Below are 18786 nucleotides of genomic sequence, written 5' to 3'. Positions count from 1 at the left end.
TTTTTTGATATTTTTTAAATCTGTTCCAAATGTTCCAAATAGATGGTTTATATTTATATCGTGAAGAACGGCGGTCAGAAAGATGGCTGCCGTTTTCCTTTGATAAGAGGCCGGTATCCACCTTTTCTGACATACGTCTTCCCGGCCTCTTTCTTTTTGTGGAGGCACGTATGACCGACATCGATCAGGAGCATGATCTATCGCATCTGTCAGATGCGGACTACAGAGACGCCATCCGGCGCATCGAGCAGCTGGCATCCTGCCCATGCACTACTTGCGAGGCGCGGTGCTGGGACATGATCCAGTTTGGCAACTGTGAGCCGTACCGCCGGTGGTGGAAGAGGGAGCACGGGATAAGGCAAATCTAGAGAGATACCCGGGGAGGTACAAATGGGACAGGGTAAGTACAAGCGGAATCGTCCGGACAAAGACGGGCACTTCAGAGCTGCGTTCGATAAGAACAAGAAGATTATCTATGCGACGCAGACAGTGTGCGCGATCTGCGGAAGGCCAGTGGATTTCTCCTTGAAGTTCCCAGATCCGATGTCTCCGACGATTGACCACATCATCCCGATCGCCAAAGGCGGGCATCCGTCAGACATCGGCAACATGCAGCTTGCTCATCTTGCATGCAACAGGGCAAAAGCTGACAAAGTACTGAACAAGAAATACATTCCTGATCAGTCGATTGGTAACCGGGTTCTTCCCCAGAGCCGGGACTGGGCGTCCTACCGAAGCGATCAGAATTAATAAACACATTCATTTACGATATGGGGCGGGTAGACCCCATCCCAGGGGCTGCTCGCAACAGCGCCCGGTACTGCGAATATTTCTCGCTAACAAAGCGAACGGAGGCAATCAATGGACTATAAAGGCATCGGATATCTGAGGAATAAGCTCGCCAGTAAGCGCAGCCGGGTGCTGACAAGATATGAGTATTACGAGATGAAGGATCAGCATACGCCGCGCAATTTGATGGTCCCGCACTCGATGCAGTCAAAGTTTAATCTGATCAGTGGGTGGTGCACGAAGTCGGTTGATTCTCTGGCGGATCGTCTTCAGTTCCGCGGATTCCGAAATGATAATTTCAACCTTACACAGATCTATGAGATGAACAATTCCGACGTTCTCTATGATTCTGCGATCCTCGGCGCGCTGATTTCTTCGTGTGACTTTATCTACATCTCTGAAGATGAGTATGGAAATCCGCGTCTGCAGGTGATTGATGGAGCAAATGCAACTGGTGTTATCGACCCGATCACGAATATGCTGCAGGAAGGATATGCGGTATTAAAACGCGATGATCATGAGGTGCCGATGATTGAGGCATACTTTACGGCAGGCGTCACAGAAATTTATGAGCGTGGATTACTTCCCTATGAGCTCACAAATGTCGCACCATATCCGCTGCTGGTTCCAATTATCAATCGCCCGGATTCGGTTCGGCCGTTTGGCCACAGCCGCATTTCACGGGCATGCATGAGCTATCAGGATAACACGAAGGATGCGCTGATGAACATGTGCATCTGTTCTGAAGTTGCGAGCTTCCCTCAGAAATATCTTGTTGGTATGGACCCTGATTCTGTTCCAATGGATAAGCAGGTTGCGTCTCTTTCTAGTTTCCTACAGATTTTCCGCAGTGAGGATCAGAGCGTTCCGAATCCTACAATCGGTCAGTTCCAACAGGCGCAGCTAACGCCTTATGCTGATGAAATCAGAACGTATGCGTCTCTGTTCGCCGGCGAGACAGGGCTAACGCTTGATGATCTTGGATTCAGCACAGCGAATCCTTCAAGCTATGATGCGATCAAGGCATCACATGAAAGTCTCCGCCTGATGGCAAAGAAAGCAGAGCGCTCGTTTGGTGTCGGCTTCCTTAATGCCGGTTATCTTGCCGCATGCATACGAGATAAATATCCGTATAAGCGTAACCAGCTGTATCAGACAACACCAATGTGGGAGCCGGTATTCGAACCGGATGCGGCGGCTATTGCGGCGATTGGGGATGCGGCTGTTAAAGTTAATCAGGCTGTCCCAGGCTATTTTGGCGATCAGAACATGCGCGATCTTACCGGGTTGGATTCAGATAACACAAATAACGGTGGCTTCTGATGGATGCAAATGAAATTCGAGAAGCATACCGCCGCAAGCTGCAGAATGACAGTCAGTTAAAGCAGATACGGAAGACGGTTGCAGGCGGAGATCTTTCAGCATTGCAGAAATACAGTATTCGCGCTGGTGAGCTGTCGGTTGAAACGCTGCAGGATAGAGCGGATGATCTGGGCGGCTCCGAAGAAGAAATGCTTGATACCGTTTTCCGTGAAAATTATCAGGCGGTTGAGAACGCATCGCAAACAGCGCAGAAATCCGCGAACGAATCTTCCGGTTTTGGTTTGAATCCTTCGACAGCTGCATACGTAAGTACTGCGGCTGTTTTTGCAACCAAGTTGAGTGGGTATGAAGATGTTCAGGAAGGGTTGAATGCGCTGAAGTATGACATTGTTCTTCAATCACAGCGCTACGCAGATGACAGCGAACGAAGAAGCGCAGACTTCGCCAGCAATTCAGGTGTTGAAGTACTTGTTTCCAGAGAGTACGACGATGTAGGAGTGCATACAACGGATAAGGGCGGCGGGGAAGACTGCCAGTGGTGCAAGGCAAGATGTGGTACCGATGTTCCGTATAAAGAAGCCTATGCCAGAGGTATGTTTGAGCGTCATCCGGGATGCGGGTGCATCATTACCTACAAAACCAAGAGAGGCGTATTTCGGCAGGGTAAAGGCGACTGGCAGGCCAACAGCTGGAGCGATATCACAGAAACGGAAAGAAATCAAAGAATCAGTTTCGCTCAATCTGGAGATAACATCGGATCCAGTTTAAGAACACCACGTCAAAGAGAGTTTGAAGCCGAGTTAACACGGCAGGGAGCTAATCGTCTTCATGATGTTATTTTGCAGGATCCAACCGTTTTGGCAGACTATACACCTTCATCCCTAAAGACAGCTTTAGAATCACATGGTGTGACTGTACTTGACTCGCTTGGGCAGGGAGATTACAAAGGAGTTCCTTTTGAAAGCGGAGGAGGGTATCGCGCGCTCTTTGGAGGCGACGGTACATTCAGATATCATCCAAGTGAAAGATCTCATCACGGAGGAGCTTATTACAGATTAAGCAAACAAGATGTGCAGAAATGGTATACTTTAGATGGAGTAGAATTCGATGGACACAATGGCGGAATTGGCGCAACGAATAAGAAATGATTATCAAGAAATTGATATCGGTGGAGACCTTGCAACGTTTGTTAATAAACATGGTGCACTTTTTCATGTACTCCATTTAAGTCCAATCGAAGTAATTACTGCTGAATACTGTCCGAGCATCGAAAAAGCAAAAGAAGGATATGATTTTGATCCGGGTGAATCTTTTTGGGACAAAACACCTGTCGATGAATTGTATAAGGAATTGAAAGCTGAAATTGATAGAGTAGAACCTGCATAATATTGCATTAGATGATTCAAAAGTTAATAAATTGAGCACCTTCGGGTGCTTTTTTGATGGATGAAGATATGGAGAACAGAAAGCAAAAAATATACTGGGCAATTGGGTTATTGCTGGGATTTGCGGTCTCAGTTCCTTTTTGTGTTCTGGTGACAATCAAAATATGGCAGTGATGACTTTCATGATCAGGTTCATTATGATCCCGGCTGTAACAGTAGAAATGATACCAGTAAGAAAGCCTTTCCAGAACCCCATCATCTGCTGCCTTTTCTTATAAAAGTAAAGAATTCCTTCATCAAGAATTTTCAAGTCATAAATAGGGCCGCTGAAAGAAACTTTATAGCTGATTGCATGCATTGCCTTCAGCGTTTCGAGTGATCTTTTGCCATCTGGTGTTGCGGCAATGTCATTTAAATCCTCAATTGTCATTTGCGGATTTTGAATAATCTTATCCATGACTCTATCAATTTTTCTTGATGATATCGATTTGGTCATAGTACATTCTCCAATTCACAAAAAGTATATCAAGGAGGAATATGAGAAAGATATTCAGACCACCGAAGGAAACGGATAACGGATAGGAGGAACGATGGCAGCACCTAAGCGATTAGGTCGCCAGACTCCCACCGCATCCGTTGTTCTTCCATATACGCAAACGCACGGACAGGAAGCTGTTGATCTGTACGAGAAGACAGGCCGCAAGGCTATGGACTGGCAGAGGCTTCTGATCTATGACATGCTGGCTTACAATTCCGAAGATCTGTGGGTGCATACTAAGTTTGGATATGCTGTTCCACGTCGAAACGGAAAGAACGAAGTCGTTGTCATGCGCGAGCTGTACGGATTGATGAATGGAGAAACCATTCTGCATACAGCACATCGCACTCCAACGTCTTCCAGCGCATTCCAGCGTCTGTATGATGCTTTGACAGCCTGCGGTTACAAGGAAAAAGAAGACTTCGATTCCTACCGGCAGTATGGCCTTGAACGTATCGAGATGATAGGCACGAAAGGGAAATGCAGCTTTCGCACACGAACGTCAAAGGGAGGCCTTGGTGAAGGATTCGATCTTCTGGTGATTGATGAAGCCCAGGAATATCAGGACGATCAGGAAACAACGCTGAAGTATGTTATATCGTCCTCCCATAATCCACAGACTTTGCTATGCGGGACACCGCCTACACCGGTATCATCAGGTACGGTATTCATGAATCTACGGAAGGCGATCTTTTCGGGAGATAAGAAAGACGCCTGCTGGGAGGAATGGTCTGTTGACCATCTGACAGATGTTCACGATGTCGATGCCTGGTACGAAACAAATCCATCGCTCGGAACGATCCTGACCGAGCGCATCATTGCTGATGAGATCGGAACGAATGAGCTTGATTTCAACATCCAGCGTCTTGGGTACTGGACAACACAGAACCTGAGATCAGCAATCTCTGAGAATCAGTGGAATGAGCTGAAAGTAGACACGTTGCCGAAGTTCAGAGGAAAGCTGTATGCCGGAATCCGCTTCAGTGCAGATGGGAAGAATGTTTCCCTGAGCATTGCAGTGAAAACATACAGTGATGCGATCTTCGTTGAAGGCATTGACTGTCAGCCGCAGCGCAATGGTCTTGGTTGGATAATTCGTTTCCTGAAGAAAGCTGATCTTGAGAACGTCGTGATCGATGGCCAAAGCGGACAGCAGATGCTCATGGATGCGATGAAAGACGCTGGCATCAAGAAGCCGCCGATCATTCCAAAGGTCAGTGAAGTCATTGAGGCAAACGCATTGTTCCAGCAGAATCTCGATCAGAAACTGATATGTCACAGAGGACAGCCATCGCTCACGCAGTCGGTCACGAACGTCCAGCGCCGTGCAATTGGATCAAACGGTGGTTTTGGCTACAAATCCATCAAGGAAAACGTTGATGTATCCCTGATGGAATCAATGATTTTTGCCTTCTGGAGCTGTCGAAAGACGAAAGAGCGCCGGAAGCAGAGAGTGTTCTATTAAGTCGGTCAGAAATGGCCGGCTTTTTAGATAGTTTCAAATGACGTATACCTCACGGATTGAAGAGGGAAAAGGAGATTTCAAAACATTATGGCGGAAAACTTTACACCGATCACTACACAGGAAGAATTTGAATCTGCAATCAAGGAAAGAATTGGCCGGGAAGCCAAGAAATATGAAGGCTACACCAGTCCCGCAGATCTGGAAAAGATCAAGAAAGACTATGATTCGCAGATCGCTTCGCTTACCAAGGATGCTGAGGCAAAAGCCAAGAAATATGCAGACTATGATAAGCAGCTTTCAGAAAGGGATGCCAAGATTAAGGGTTACGAGTCCGACTCGGTAAAAACGCGAATTGCCCATGAAGTTGGCTTACCGTATGAGCTTTCCGGCCGGCTGTCTGGGGATACTGAAGATGACATCCGCAAGGATGCCGAATCACTGGTTGGATTGATTGGTAAAGGCCATCAAACTGCACCGCTTGCATCGTCTGAAACTACGGAAGACAAAGTTAAGACGGCTGTCAAGCAACTGAGCGAAAAGCTTAAAAAATAGAAAAACGGAGGGAATAAAAAATGCTCGAAAGAGGAACAATGCTCGATCCGGTACTGGTTACCGAAATGTTTAACAAGGTGAAGGGACACAGCGCACTAGCGGCCCTTTGCCCAATGTCTGCAATTGCCTTTAATGGCAACAAGGAAATGACGTTTACGCTCGATAAGGAGGCTGATATTGTCGCTGAAAATGGTGCAAAGACTGTAGGCGGCGCAACGGTTAAGCCTGTCACGATCATCCCGATCAAGTTTGAGTATGGCGCTCGCGTCTCGGATGAATTCCTTTATGGAACGGAAGAAGCACGCGTTGATGTGCTGACACAGTTTACCGAGGCTGCTGCAACGAAGTTCGCACGCGGCCTTGATCTGGCAGCACTGCATGGCGTGAACCCGCGTACAGGCACTTCTTCGGCGGTTGTTGGGGATAATAACTTCGATGCCAAGATTACAAACATCGTGAAGTATGCTGCTGCTACTGCTGATGTGAACATTGATGCTGCACTGGCAGCGATTGAATCGGCAGACGGCAACGCAAACGGTATTGCAATGTCGCCGGCAATGCGCAGCGCTATTGCCGCGCTGACTGTTAATGGAGCGCGAAAGTATCCGGAATTCGCATTCGGCGGACGCCCTGCAACCATCGGCGCAATGGGTCTTGATGTTAACTCGACGGTTTCCGGTGCATCCAGCAAGGACCATGCGCTGATCGGTGACTTTACTGCCTTCAAATGGGGCTATGCGAAGCAGATCCCGCTGGAGGTAATCGAGTACGGCAACCCCGACAACGACACGTCTCTGGGCGATCTGAAGGGCCACAATCAGGTTTATCTGCGCGCAGAAGCATACATTGGCTGGGGCATCCTCGCGCCGGAATACTTCGCTATCGTCAAGGAGACGGAGTAATGCTGTTCCGCAACACCAAGACGGGAGCCGTGATTGATGTTGCGTCTGAACTGAGTGGAGATTGGGAGGCTGTTAAGCAGTCTCCCAATACATCTTTCGTTTCGGATCATACTGACACGGCTACACCAGCTAAGAAACGTGGAGGCACACGCAATGGCAGACGGAACAGCAAAAACTGATGCTTATGCAACGGTAGACGATGTGTCTGCACTTTGGAAGACATTGACCAATGAGCAGCAGGAAATGGCAAGGGATCTTCTCCCCATCGTTTCTGACAGCCTGCGGATGGAAGCTAAGAAAACAGGTCAGGATCTTGATGCCATGATCGCAAACGGAGCTGTATATGCGTCGGTCGTCAAGTCCGTAACCGTTGACATTGTCTCTCGCTATCTTGAAAACGTGAGCGCCAATCGGTCAAGCACTTTATCTCAGGAATCGCAGTCGGCACTTGGGTATTCGTGGTCTGGAACATATGCGAATACTGGTGGCGGAATCAGTATCCTCAACAAGGATCTGAAGCGTTTAGGGCTGACACGCCAGCGGTATGGATTGGTGGATCTGTATGGCATTGCAGGGAATTGATGTTCAGATTGTGACGCGTGTCCAGACGGGTGAGGATGATTTTGGAGCTCCGATCTATGAAGAAACAGAGGAGACGGTGCACAACGTTCTTGTGGCTCCGCTGTCTTCGCAGGAACTTCTGGAAACTCTGAATCTGTACGGCAAGAAAGCTGTTTATCAGATCGCAATTCCGAAAGGTGACACGCATGTCTGGGAAAACGCAATTGTTAAGTTTTTCGGCAAGCGCTGGCATGTGTTCACACTGTCGCAGAAGGGTATCGATACTCTTGTTCCGTTAGAATGGAACGATAAATACCAGGTTGAGCTATATGCGTGACTTCGAACTTGTTTTGAACAAAGCCGGTGTAAATAAACTGCTCAAAGCGCCGGAAACAAGGGCAATGGTGCAGAATTTCGCAAATCAGAAAGCCGCTGCAATGGGAGATGGATACAAAGTGAACATCAACTATTCCAGCAAAGACGGGCGTGTTACGTCGTATGTTTATCCTGATACTGACAAGGCAAAACAGGATAATCTCGACAATAACACGGTGCTGAAAGGAGTGGGCGGATGATTCCGGAAAATGAAATCAGGAAGCTGCTTAATTCCAGCGGCATCAAAACATACATGGAGCGCCCTGAGAATGTGCCGGATGAGTACTGTATCGTTGAGCGCACGGGCTCTACAAGTCGAAACTGGATTACAACCTGCACGATTGCTGTACAGTCGATTGCACCACGTCTTGCGGATGCAGCTGCTCTGAATGATCACATGAAGCGCATTCTGCTGCAGGCTGAGATTGATGGCATCACATCAATAAAGCTGGTGAGTGATTACAATTTTACAAACATGGCCGCCAAGCAATATCGCTATCAGGCGGTCTTTTCGGTTGTCTCGAAAGAGATATAGGAGGTTAAAAAATGGGAAACAATACTGCAAACATCGCTGTTGGCAAGCCTAAGAGCACTGGCGCAATTTTCTATGCGCCGGCAGGGTCTACGCTTCCGACATCTGCAGATGCTGATTTGGATAAAGCGTTTGTTTGTGTCGGTACGATTGGTGATGATGGCCTGACGCGCAAGATCAAGCGTTCCACGAAGGGGATCAAGGATTGGGGCGGAAATACGGTCAAGGTAATGCAGACGGATGTCACAGAAACATTTGGCTTTACGATGATTGAAGCCTTGAACGTTGATGTGCAGAAGGTTGCATACGGTGAAGATAACGTCAAGACGGATGTGTCAACCGGCATGTCTGTGTCGCATAACTCTGCAGAGCCCGTTGAGCATGCATGGGTGATTGATCAGATCCTTGATGACGGGAGCCTGATGCGCATCGTGATTCCACATGGCAAGATCACTGAGCTGGGCGATGTATCTTACAAGGTGGATGAAGCTATTGGCTATGGCGTAACTATCACCGCTCTTGGCGATGGAACCGGCCTTACCTCGACCGACTACATCAAGTCGAAGGCATAATGGGTGAATGCAATGAAGGGCAAGACAAAAACAGGCTTCGAATGGGAAGTCAATGTGACCGCCGTTGATAACTGGGAACTGGTCGAGATCCTGACGGAAGCGGACAAAGGAAAATCATCTGCGCTCATTCAGGGGATGAAGATGACTCTTGGCGAGGAAGGCTATGCCGCATTGAAAGAACATGTGCGCGGTCTGTCGAAGGATGGAATTGTGCACAGCACATCCATGTCTTCGGAGTTTCTTTCGTTCCTCAATTCGATCAGCGAAGGAAAAAACTGATTGCCCTTGCCGGAACTCTGCGGGATTACCACGATGAGGTTGTGTGTGATCTGGCGGAAACGTATCATTTATTCGATATGACAGCACTGCCGCCATCCAAGGTGGCGGTGCTTGTTTCCGGTTTCAGGGCTGATTCGAGAACAAAGAAGAAGATCTCAGGTGTAAAAAATGAGCTTCCAGAATCACTGGCATGTGCCATGATCATCGATAAGCTCACAAATGTATGCTGGCTTCTTTCAAATAATTCAGGTAATGACTATCCGCCAAGGTTAGTCGACTGGGTGCTTGGTAGAGAGGCGGAACATGTGCAGCAGAAAGGCGTTAAGCAGTTCAGCAGCGCGGAAGAGTTTTTTGAAGCACGTTATGGAGGGAAGAAATGGCAGAAGGAATAGAACTGGCAACCGCCTACGTGCGGATTGTACCAACAACAGAAGATATTAGCGGGAACCTTAAAACAGCGCTTGAAGATCCATCCGAAGAATCCGGAAAGAATGCCGGTAAGAAAGCAGGATCAGGCTTTTCCGATTCGTTTGGAAAGAACGTAACAAAATTCGGTGATGAGTTTTCTAAGAAAGTCTCCGTTCCGATTACGGCCGGAATCACGGCTGCGATGGCTTCGTGGTCCAAGGTTGATAACGGTCTTGACATTGTTGTGCAGAAAACAGGAGCTTCCGGCGAAGCCCTTGAAAAGATGCAGCAGACGGTTAAGGATCTGGCAACAACAATGCCGGTCAGCTTTGCAGATGCGGGAACAGCCGTTGGTGAAATCAATACCCGATTTGGTGCAACAGGGGAGCAGCTGGAGGAAATGTCACAGCAATTCCTAAAGTTTGCACAGATCAACAATGTTGATGTAAACAGTTCCATTGATAATGTGCAGAAGGCAATGTCTGCCTTTGGGCTTACAGCTGACGACGCTGGCGCAATGCTTGACACCTTAAATAAGGTTGGTCAGGATACCGGCATCAGCATGGACACTCTGGAACAGCTGATGGTGCAGAACAGCACCGCGCTGCAGAGCATGGGATTGAATGCTTCGGATTCTGCTGTGCTCCTTGGTCAGTTAGAGAAATCCGGAGCTGATGTGCAGACGGTCATGATGGGGCTTACGCGTGTGCAGGCATCCGCTATGCAGGATGGTGTCAGCATGCAGGAGGAGTTCCAGAAGGCAGTAGGGAGCTCCGATGATGCTGTTGCCATCTTCGGGACACGAGCAGGAGCAAAGCTGTATGAGCTGTTTAACAATGGAACATTGAACGCGGACATGTTTACGCAATCGCAGACAAGTCTGCAGGATGCACTAGGGTCTACAGCTGATACCTTTGACGCAATGCAGAATCCTGCCGATCAGTGGCAAACAGTGCTCAATAACCTGATGGTGCTTGGGTATCAGATCGGCGAGGCAGTCATGCCATCTATCACGTCGGCGGTGCAGACACTTGTACCGATTCTGCAGAAGGGAAGCGAAATCTGGGAAGGTTTGAACCCGTCAACGCGAGATCTGATTATTAAGGCTGCTCTTTTATCAGCCGCTGCCGGACCGGTTATCAGCACTGGCGGGAAATTAATTTCAGGAGCCGCAAGTCTTACATCACATTTTGGCAATGTGGCCACAAAAGCAGGCGGGTTTGCCTCAAAACTTACCGGTCTTGGAACATCTGCTGCGCAAGCGGCACCAGGAGTGACACAGGCATCTACCTCGTTTGGTCAGCTGGCAGGGCAGGCTCTTTCCCTAGTTGCACTTGGCGGTGGAATTGCTCTTGCTGGTGTTGGGATCAAACAGGTTGCGGATGCAGCTGTAAAAGTAACACAGGCTGGCCCGGGAGCAGGAACGGCAATGGCATTGATGGTTGTGTCAATTGCTGGCTTAGCAGCTGGTGCCGCAATGTTAGGACCGGCGTTAACAGCTGGAGCAGTTGGATTCGTTGCCTTTGGAGCCGCTGTTCTTGGCATTGGTGCTGGTGTTGATCTTGCCGCTTCGGGAATGGCTAAGCTGGCGGAACAGCTTCCGATTGTTTCGGAATATGGATCGTCGTCTGCACTGGCATTTCTTGAGTTGGCTGGAGGATTGACAACGTTTGGGCTTGGCTCTGCTGCGGGGGCAGCCGGAGCGGTGGCTTTAGGCCTTGGCCTTCTGGACATGTCCGTGAATATGGGGGTTGTTTCGGCGGCAAGCCTTGTTTTTAATCCAGCCATGAAAACTATGACGAAGCACTTCGATAAGCTGATTCTTCAGTTCCCGAAAATCAAAACAGGGATTTCCGGGCTAAAAACAGATCTATCGACAATGCAGAAGAGCTTCACGGATGCTGATACATCCATTTCCAAAACGATGGATACGATGAAGAAAAAAGTCATCGAAAGTATCGATGAAATGGCAAGGAAGTTCAAAAACACGAAATTCGAGTTCAACCAGCATATTGCGATTCCCCACTTCTCAATGAGCGGTGGCTTTAATGCAAACGGCGGTGTTCCTTCTGTTTCTGTTAACTGGTATAGCAAAGCTATGGATCAGCCGATTATTCTGGAAGGTGCGACGATTTTCGGGACAAACGGCAGCAATCTGCTTGGCGGCGGGGAGGCCGGACGTGAGGTCATTATGTCGGAGGACTATATGCGGAACATGGTCTCCAATTCTTCACAGACGTTCAATCAGAACATCACCATAAACGCACCGTCTGAGCTTGATCCCAGTGAGATTGCACGGCAGACACGCAACTCGACGCGTGAGCTGCTGCTGTCATTGAGAGGTGTCTAATGCGGTCAATCACATGCACAAATAAAAGCGGCTTAATTTGTACATTTGGAGAGGGCGGATTCTCGCCCTTTCTTTTGGCTGATGCGGATGGATTGTATTCCAAAACAATGAACGTCAACACTTCATCCAACACTGGTGTTGATGGATCTGTTTATCATTCGTCATCGCTGAAACAGCGCAATATTGTTTTGACATTGAAAGACATCGGGAATTATGTTGAAAACCGTGCTTTTCTGAATGCGCTTTTTGAGGAAAAGACATTAGGAGAACTGCTGATCAGAGATGGGAGTGAAGAGCGCAAGATTGAGTACATTGTCGAGAAAGTAACTTCGGACGGGATTAACGCATATCGTACACATCAAGTCTCTTTGATCTGCCCAGATCCTTACTTTTATGATCTTTACGACACAAGCTTTACGATGTCCTCATTTATGCCATCCTTCTCTTTCAAGCATGCTTTTACGGTGGCCAAAGAGGAGCTTGGTTATCGCCAAAAAGAAAAGATAAAAGTTATTCGGAATGAACAGAGCATTGATGGTACAGGAATGACGATCCAGATTACATGCAATGGATCGGTAAAAAACCCGTCCATTACGCGCGTCGAGGATCATGCGCACATCTCCATCGGGACAACGGCAAAACCGCTTAGCCTAGTGGCTGGGGACGTTGTGACGGTGACGACGGACAACGGCAATAAAAAGGTTATGCTGACACACGATGGGAACACGTCCAGCATCAACCAGTATCTGAGCGAAGATTCGACTTTTTTGCAGCTGTCGAGAGGAACAAACAGCATCGGTTACAGTGCGGATGAAGGCGTTGACAGCATGATCATCGGGATCAGTTACCGTCAGAGGTACACCAGTGTATGATCGAAGTTAGGATTTATACTGCAAGCATGGATTTTGCCGGTATTGTAGACAATTTTTCGAGCCTGCAATGGAACCGGAAATACTCAGAACCAGGATCTTTCGAACTGCACTGCCCGATCACAGAAGCCAATACTGCACTGCTGCGGCGTGGCTCTTTGGTCTGGAAGAAAGGTGCGAAAGAAGCAGGCGTGATCGAGGATCTAAAGCTTGAAGAAACGGCAAAGAAAGCTGAGATCACAGCCAAAGGCCGCTTTTTGTCATCCTATATGGATCGTCGGCTGATTCGCCCTTTTTACGCCTGCTACGGGAAAAAGGCAGAGCTGGCGATCAGGGAGATCTATAGCAATGCAGCGGCAATTCCCCAGGTTGAGCTTGGACCGCTGAATGGCTACACGGAGACAGTTACCTTCCAAGCGACCTATCAAAGTCTTTTGGCTAAGGTGGAAGAGATCTGTGCTGGGATGGCAACAGGTTTCCGGTTCCGTCCTGATTTTGTAAACAAGAAGATCTATTTTGAGTTTTATCGAGGCTTGGATCACTCCATCACGCAGTCAGATCGGGAGCGTGTCATCTTTTCAGATGGCTTTGCAAATCTTGACAGCGCGACGTATGAAGAAAACGAACAGATCTATAAAAACGTCTGCTATGTTGGCGGGCAGGGCGAGGGATCGGATCGCACAATCGTTGAGGTTGGAGCGACCGATTCCACAGGCTTAGAGAGACGCGAGAGCTTTTTGTCTGCGACGGATGTGCAGAGCGATAAGATTACTGCCGATCAATACAAAGATGCGCTTAAACAGCGTGGGAATGTCGCTCTTTCAAATTCGATCCTGGCATCGTCTTTCGATGCGTCAGTCAATCCGGATGGGAATTTTAAGTACCTTGTAGACTACGATCTTGGCGATATTGTAACGGTCCAAAAAGAAGCTTACGGAATCACGCAGAACCTCAGAATCACGGAGATTTCAGAAGTTTATGAAAATGGCATCTATAAGATTGAGCCGAAGTTTGGCGAAGGTCTGACGGTCAAGAACCTGCTGGGAACGATGACCAGCACAGGCGGAGGCGGTGTCAGTGTTGGCGGATCAAAGCATGCAAGCGAAGTCATCGCGGTCAGCACATCGGATGCACACACATCGGAGACGATCAATGGGGTGGGTTATCAAAAGTATTCCAAAACGATGGCCAATGCGTACCAGTGGGACACGGTCGATGTCAGCGCTTATCCGACCGGATCGAGTCAAGTACCGACGAATACAGAGCTTGCTAATTTCCAATTGATTAAGTTTTACGGCGTTGACGATGCAGGTGGAAAAACGATCAATTTTTACTGCACAAAAGCGGTCTCATCAGACTTTGCGATCTTAGTGACAGGAGTGGCGTATGGCTGAAAAAATCAAGACAATGCAGGCTGATCGGATGCCGATCGGGAGCATTTACTTATCGATTGATGCTACAAATCCATCTGTTCATTTTGGAGGCACATGGGAGCGCCTGAAGGATCGTTTTCTGCTAGCGGCAGGTGATACTTACGCCGCAGGATCAACAGGTGGAGAAGCACAGCACACGCTAACAAAAGCGGAAATGCCAAAGCATAGGCACTCATCAGGCTCCTATCAGGTCGGATATCCGGTTAACACTACCGGAAATAATGATTACTGCACATGGGTTAACGGCGGCGCAGTTAATAATAACGAACCGACAACAGGAGAAAACGGCGCTGTAAGAACTTCATGGGTAGGCGGCGGTCAGCCGCATAACAATCTGCCTCCGTACTTGGCTGTTTATATGTGGGTGAGAATCGCATAGGAGAAAAACATGGAAATCAAACAAATCGAATCCTCAGCCGTTTTTGATGCTTTACAGGCTGAAAAGCGCGTGATTGCAGTTGATTTTAAGAGAGGCGAATACATCGACTTATCAGGGCAAACTTTTTTCGTAACGACGCGCCTCATTAACAATCCGGATGTGCGCTTCTTTACAGTTTCGGAGGTATCTCATGAGTGATCAGTATGGGCTTTTTTGGAATAGCGTAGACAGCGACAGACTGTATGACGCTGACAGCTTTGCGGAGTGGCTGCGAAAGTTCTTCACGACCGGTGTTTTCGACGGAGAATTGCAAGTGACATCCGCTGGTGGGATGGATGTTTCCGTCTCTTCCGGCTATGCCAACATCGACGGCAAGGTGCGCTTTTTTGACAGTGCCACAAGGCTGACGCTGGCAACAGCAGGGGCAACCTATCCGCGCATCGACACCATTGTCGTGGAGCGTAACGACACGGATCGGAAAATCACGATCAAGGCGATCACAGGCACATACAGTGCAAGCCCGACAGCAACGGCACCTGTAAGAGCTAATAACATCTACCAGATTGTTTTGGCACAGATCTACGTCGCAGCTGGTGCCACAGCAATCACACAAGCTGCGATCACCGACACGCGCAAGGACACAAGTCTCTGCGGCATTGTGGCAGCGACGATAAAAAATCCCGATTTTGGGCAGTGGTACGCGCAAAACGAGGCACAATTTACCGAATGGTTTAACGCCATCAAGGACAAGCTGGGAACTGATGTCGCAGGAAGCCTGCAGCTGCAGATCGACAGACTGAGCGCTTCTCTCCCTGCCGGATTTGACACAGCGCACGGGTTCAGCTGGTTCGACGGATATGTTTATTTCATCCTGAAGGACGACGAAGGGAACGAAGTTCTGGACGATGAAGGGAACAACATCATCACCGAGAAGCATCTGATCTACGAATGAAAAAAGTGATTAAGTGGGGAGGAAAAAGAAGATATGACTGATTCACTTTTGAAGAATTACGGAACAACAACAGACAAATCAGCAAAGGCACTCGTCACCACAGATGCAGGCACGAAGCTGTTCCAGCTGACAGACCTGCCGAACTTCCTGGACTTCCAGACTGCAGGATTCCATAACAGCCTCTACAGAGGCAAGAGCCTCGGCAATGCTGTCACGGATGAACAGCTGGCTGAGATCGAAGCCGGAACGTTCAAGGATCTTTACATCGGAGACTACTGGACAATCGGAGACGTGAACTGGCGGATCGCCGGATTCGACTACTGGCTGCATACCGGAGACACGGAGTGCACGACGCACCATCTTGTCATTGTCCCGGACACGATTCTCTACAGCGCGCAGATGAATACCAGCAACGTCACGACCGGCGCGTATGTTGGCTCTGCAATGTACACGTCCAACCTGGCACAGGCAAAGACCACGATCAAGACAGCATTCGGTGATCACATTCTGAACCATCGCGAGCATCTGCAGAACGCTGTTTCCGGAAACTCTGAGTCAGGCGGAACATGGTACGACAGCACGGTCGAGCTGATGAATGAGCGCATGGTTTACGGATGCGATTATTTCCACGGATCAGCCATGAATGACGGGAAAAACATGCCGAACTGGTACAGCATCGACAAGTCACAGCTCCCGCTGTTCCGGCTTGACCACAGCCGTATCATCAACCGCACCACCTGGTGGCTTCGCGACGTTGTCAGCTCTGCGGATTTCGCTCACGTGGGCAACAACGGCATTGCCGGCTACGCCGGCGCGAGCTACTCGCTTGGGGTCCGTCCCGCTTTCGGTATCTGCAAGTAAATCCAGAATCCCGACCGCGATCAGCGGGCGGATTCAGACCGAAAGGAGCCACTGTCCCGGCTCATTCAGCCGAATATGTGCGGAGGACGGCGCCGGATACGTCCGGCAGCCTGTCAGCCTCCGAGTTTTTTGTTTGTTTTATATGCAGGGCATCGAAAAGGTATCCAACATGGGCGCGCTCTATGAAGCGTTCCAGAAGTCAAAGCAGGGATCAGACTGGAAGGAATCGGTCCAGCGCTATGAGTACGACATTTGGCCGAACCTTCAAGCGGATCGGGATGGAGCCGGAACGTGCGGCGGAGTGCTATCGCTCCTGGCGCGGGACGGTTCTCCGGATACCGAACAACTACTTCAGAGTGAACCGCATGGACCAGCTCTTCGCTGAGCTGTTTCCAGGTGCAGATTTCAGGACTCAGAAAGAAAAGAGGAAAGAACACGATGAAAATCTTCAACACAGCAGGCAAGGAACTGAAGAAGCCGGAAGAGTGGCAGAGAGACGACGGACGTCTACTCCCTGGTAGCAAGCCGGACGAGCTGGTCTTCACGACATGGACAGAAAAACCGGACAAGGATGCGCAGGGAAATGTCATCGACCACAGTGCTCAGCCGGATCAGACGGAGCGCATCCAGGCGAATGAGGACGCGATCGCCGGGCTGATGGAAATGATCGCCGCACTGCAGACAGGAGGTACTAACTGATGTTTTTCAATTTCGTGAAGAACTATTACGCACGCCTGAAGCGTGAAAAGGGCGAAGAAGCTGCCAAGGAAGCCATCAAGGTCTATGTTCCGAAGTTCATCACTGCGGAACAGTACGAAGAGATCACAGGAGAGGCATTCAATGCCTGAGATCAGCTACGGGCTGAGCATTCCGGAGATCAAGGAGGCCATCGCCTACTACTGGCAGGTGTCCATCGGATCGGTAACGAACAACATGAACGGGCGCTATTCCACGACGGAACAGCCGAAGCGGATCACCGACGGCAGGAAAGAAGGCGGCGACTGATGGCGCTCCTGGGAGTCGTTGCTGACATGCTGGATCTGATCGAGATCCTGGTGCGGGAGCTTTCCAAGTACGAGGACGTCGACCAGTACACGAAGCGCAGTGAAGAGATCCGTGACCGGATCAAGGAGCTGAGATAACCATGGTCGAGACGATCCAGTACGGGAGCATCACCTACAAGGTCATCCGCGGATTAGCTATCAAGTTATTATTGCCTATTTGCAAGTCGGGCAAACCATTAGCGGAGCCGCTCGCGGGCCAAACAGTTATGGTAGATCACTTGTCGTGATTTACAGGCTTAAATAAATATGCAAAAGCCCCATCGGGGCTTTTTTCATGCGCGAAAGGAGGCATATGACACCTTCAGAATTTCACACTAAGTATTCCGGATGGGGCAAAGACATTGATGGAGTAGCCGGTATCCAGTGCGTCGATTTATACAAGGAGTTTCTACGCATTATTGGCTGTCCTACTTACAAGTCACCTATCGGCGGTGATGGCTACGCAGACAACATCTGGTACAACAGGAAACGGTGGGCGCAATGGTTCGATTTCGTTCCCGCCGGACAGTTTCGGGATGGTGACATCGTCCTGTTCCCGCATGCCAAGCGAGGTGGAACCACACACAAGCTGTCACATGTGTGCTTCTACTTCAACGGCCAACAGTTTGGCACCAATCAGCACGACAGCAAGATGGGAAGACGGGCCTGCGATAAGCCGTGTAATTGGAGCGATGCGCTAGGGGCGCTCAGGTACAAATATTGGGAGACAACAATGATTGCAAACGGTTTTACAGAGTTTCAGGCCGGCGGGGTGACCTGCGGCGTTTACAAGGGCAAGTACATCGGCCTGATCGTACCGGACAAGCCGGCGCAGTTAAAGGACATGGACGCATCGGTCTATATCCTTTCCAAGGCAGGCAATGACCTCTTCGAGATGGGTGGATCAGGCGGCAACGCCTATGGAACGATTTATGGCCCCTACTGCTCGATCGATGGCAAAGCAGGCCAGCCGGCAGACGCAACGAACTACCTGTTCTTCCAGGTAGGCAAGGACGGCAAGCTGACACATGGCGAGTGGGACGGTAAGTATCGTGATCCGGCCGGCATCGCCTACATGTGCTCGCCGCAGGCGATCTTCTCTGCCGACGGTATCCGCTATGCGCACTATCGCGGTTCCAAGGCTTACACCTCAGCCTGGTATCAGGCTTTCGTGGTGCACTTCACGGATGGCACCTATGGCAATGGCGTGAGTAAAGG

At 49.3% G+C, this 18786-nt stretch carries 27 protein-coding genes; 26 read left to right on the top strand and 1 reads right to left on the bottom strand.

The genetic code is table 11. The annotated features are described in order from the left end of the window. Positions 1-390: 390 nt before the first annotated feature. The 4 genes from C1714_RS13625 to C1714_RS13610 all read left to right on the top strand — a co-directional run bounded on the left by C1714_RS13625 (position 391) and on the right by C1714_RS13610 (position 3498). On the top strand, positions 391-750 hold the full coding sequence (locus tag C1714_RS13625; RefSeq protein WP_102343778.1) for an HNH endonuclease: 360 nt from the start codon (positions 391-393) through the stop codon (positions 748-750). A 111-nt stretch (positions 751-861) separates the two neighbouring features. Next, complete coding sequence (locus C1714_RS13620; protein ID WP_102343777.1) at positions 862-2112, top strand: phage portal protein; 1251 nt, start codon at positions 862-864, stop codon at positions 2110-2112. After that, a complete protein-coding gene (locus C1714_RS14335; RefSeq protein WP_210115363.1) occupies positions 2112-3260 on the top strand; it encodes a hypothetical protein in 1149 nt (382 codons plus the stop codon). The genes C1714_RS13620 and C1714_RS14335 overlap by 1 nt, the downstream gene beginning before the upstream one ends. Next, positions 3229-3498 carry a hypothetical protein gene (locus C1714_RS13610; RefSeq protein WP_135567961.1) on the top strand — a complete coding sequence of 90 codons (270 nt, stop codon included), beginning with the start codon at positions 3229-3231 and terminating at the stop codon, positions 3496-3498. The genes C1714_RS14335 and C1714_RS13610 overlap by 32 nt, the downstream gene beginning before the upstream one ends. Positions 3499-3654: 156 nt before the next feature. Here the strand turns inward: C1714_RS13610 and C1714_RS13605 are convergent, their stop codons facing one another. Further along, a complete protein-coding gene (locus tag C1714_RS13605) occupies positions 3655-3993 on the bottom strand; it encodes a hypothetical protein (protein ID WP_102343775.1) in 339 nt (112 codons plus the stop codon). Between the two features lie 94 nt (positions 3994-4087). On the opposite strand from C1714_RS13605, the gene C1714_RS13600 reads away from it, so the two are divergent. The 22 genes from C1714_RS13600 to C1714_RS13495 form a co-directional block, all read left to right on the top strand. Then, entirely contained in the window at positions 4088-5500 is a 1413-nt protein-coding gene (locus tag C1714_RS13600; protein WP_102343774.1) for a terminase, read from the top strand. Positions 5501-5587: 87 nt separating this feature from the next. Next, the gene (locus tag C1714_RS13595; protein WP_102343773.1) at positions 5588-6052 is read left to right on the top strand and encodes a phage scaffold protein; all 465 of its coding nucleotides are present in this window, start codon (positions 5588-5590) and stop codon (positions 6050-6052) included. Positions 6053-6072: 20 nt separating this feature from the next. After that, a complete protein-coding gene (locus C1714_RS13590; protein WP_102343772.1) occupies positions 6073-6954 on the top strand; it encodes a phage major capsid family protein in 882 nt (293 codons plus the stop codon). Positions 6955-7107: 153 nt separating this feature from the next. Continuing rightward, the gene (locus C1714_RS13580; RefSeq protein WP_102343770.1) at positions 7108-7536 is read left to right on the top strand and encodes a Gp19/Gp15/Gp42 family protein; all 429 of its coding nucleotides are present in this window, start codon (positions 7108-7110) and stop codon (positions 7534-7536) included. After that, entirely contained in the window at positions 7517-7852 is a 336-nt protein-coding gene (locus C1714_RS13575; protein WP_102343769.1) for a hypothetical protein, read from the top strand. The genes C1714_RS13580 and C1714_RS13575 overlap by 20 nt, the downstream gene beginning before the upstream one ends. Beyond that, positions 7845-8090 carry a hypothetical protein gene (locus C1714_RS13570; protein WP_102343768.1) on the top strand — a complete coding sequence of 82 codons (246 nt, stop codon included), beginning with the start codon at positions 7845-7847 and terminating at the stop codon, positions 8088-8090. Before C1714_RS13575 ends, C1714_RS13570 begins: the two co-directional genes overlap by 8 nt. Further along, positions 8087-8425, top strand: a complete 339-nt coding sequence (locus C1714_RS13565; protein ID WP_102343767.1) for a hypothetical protein — start codon at positions 8087-8089, stop codon at positions 8423-8425. The genes C1714_RS13570 and C1714_RS13565 overlap by 4 nt, the downstream gene beginning before the upstream one ends. 11 nt (positions 8426-8436) lie before the next feature. Continuing rightward, positions 8437-8994, top strand: coding sequence for a phage tail tube protein (locus C1714_RS13560; protein WP_102343766.1), 558 nt, complete (start codon positions 8437-8439; stop codon positions 8992-8994). 12 nt (positions 8995-9006) lie between these two features. Continuing rightward, a complete protein-coding gene (locus C1714_RS13555; protein ID WP_102343765.1) occupies positions 9007-9273 on the top strand; it encodes a hypothetical protein in 267 nt (88 codons plus the stop codon). Positions 9274-9350: 77 nt separating this feature from the next. Further along, positions 9351-9665, top strand: a complete 315-nt coding sequence (locus C1714_RS13550) for a hypothetical protein (RefSeq protein WP_135567960.1) — start codon at positions 9351-9353, stop codon at positions 9663-9665. Beyond that, on the top strand, positions 9650-12031 hold the full coding sequence (locus tag C1714_RS13545; RefSeq protein WP_102343763.1) for a phage tail tape measure protein: 2382 nt from the start codon (positions 9650-9652) through the stop codon (positions 12029-12031). Before C1714_RS13550 ends, C1714_RS13545 begins: the two co-directional genes overlap by 16 nt. A 107-nt stretch (positions 12032-12138) precedes the next feature. Beyond that, the gene (locus C1714_RS13540; protein WP_167850088.1) at positions 12139-12903 is read left to right on the top strand and encodes a phage distal tail protein; all 765 of its coding nucleotides are present in this window, start codon (positions 12139-12141) and stop codon (positions 12901-12903) included. Then, entirely contained in the window at positions 12900-14294 is a 1395-nt protein-coding gene (locus C1714_RS13535) for a siphovirus ReqiPepy6 Gp37-like family protein (protein WP_102343761.1), read from the top strand. The genes C1714_RS13540 and C1714_RS13535 overlap by 4 nt, the downstream gene beginning before the upstream one ends. Beyond that, complete coding sequence (locus C1714_RS13530; RefSeq protein WP_102343760.1) at positions 14287-14712, top strand: phage baseplate protein; 426 nt, start codon at positions 14287-14289, stop codon at positions 14710-14712. Before C1714_RS13535 ends, C1714_RS13530 begins: the two co-directional genes overlap by 8 nt. A gap of 9 nt (positions 14713-14721) precedes the next feature. After that, the gene (locus tag C1714_RS13525) at positions 14722-14910 is read left to right on the top strand and encodes a hypothetical protein (RefSeq protein WP_102343759.1); all 189 of its coding nucleotides are present in this window, start codon (positions 14722-14724) and stop codon (positions 14908-14910) included. Beyond that, complete coding sequence (locus tag C1714_RS13520; protein WP_102343758.1) at positions 14903-15664, top strand: hypothetical protein; 762 nt, start codon at positions 14903-14905, stop codon at positions 15662-15664. Before C1714_RS13525 ends, C1714_RS13520 begins: the two co-directional genes overlap by 8 nt. A 33-nt stretch (positions 15665-15697) precedes the next feature. After that, positions 15698-16525, top strand: coding sequence for a hypothetical protein (locus C1714_RS13515; protein ID WP_102343757.1), 828 nt, complete (start codon positions 15698-15700; stop codon positions 16523-16525). 438 nt (positions 16526-16963) lie between these two features. Further along, positions 16964-17224 (top strand): hypothetical protein, encoded by a 261-nt coding sequence (locus C1714_RS13505; RefSeq protein ID WP_102343755.1) that lies wholly within the window; start codon positions 16964-16966, stop codon positions 17222-17224. Then, the gene (locus tag C1714_RS13500) at positions 17224-17373 is read left to right on the top strand and encodes an XkdX family protein (RefSeq protein WP_102343754.1); all 150 of its coding nucleotides are present in this window, start codon (positions 17224-17226) and stop codon (positions 17371-17373) included. Before C1714_RS13505 ends, C1714_RS13500 begins: the two co-directional genes overlap by 1 nt. Then, the gene (locus C1714_RS14170; RefSeq protein ID WP_167850086.1) at positions 17366-17530 is read left to right on the top strand and encodes a hypothetical protein; all 165 of its coding nucleotides are present in this window, start codon (positions 17366-17368) and stop codon (positions 17528-17530) included. Before C1714_RS13500 ends, C1714_RS14170 begins: the two co-directional genes overlap by 8 nt. After that, positions 17530-17667: a hypothetical protein gene (locus tag C1714_RS14165; protein WP_167850085.1), complete on the top strand. Its 138-nt coding sequence runs from the start codon at positions 17530-17532 to the stop codon at positions 17665-17667. The genes C1714_RS14170 and C1714_RS14165 overlap by 1 nt, the downstream gene beginning before the upstream one ends. 214 nt (positions 17668-17881) lie before the next feature. Further along, positions 17882-18786, top strand: a 905-nt coding sequence (locus C1714_RS13495; protein WP_135567959.1) for a hypothetical protein, incomplete at its 3' end; no start/stop codon positions are given.

It is taken from the genome of Galactobacillus timonensis (assembly GCF_900240265.1).
Lineage (GTDB): Bacteria > Bacillota_I > Bacilli_A > Erysipelotrichales > Erysipelotrichaceae > Bulleidia > Bulleidia timonensis.
Note: the sequence above shows the minus strand (reverse complement) of the source record. Positions and strands in the feature narration are given on the sequence as shown.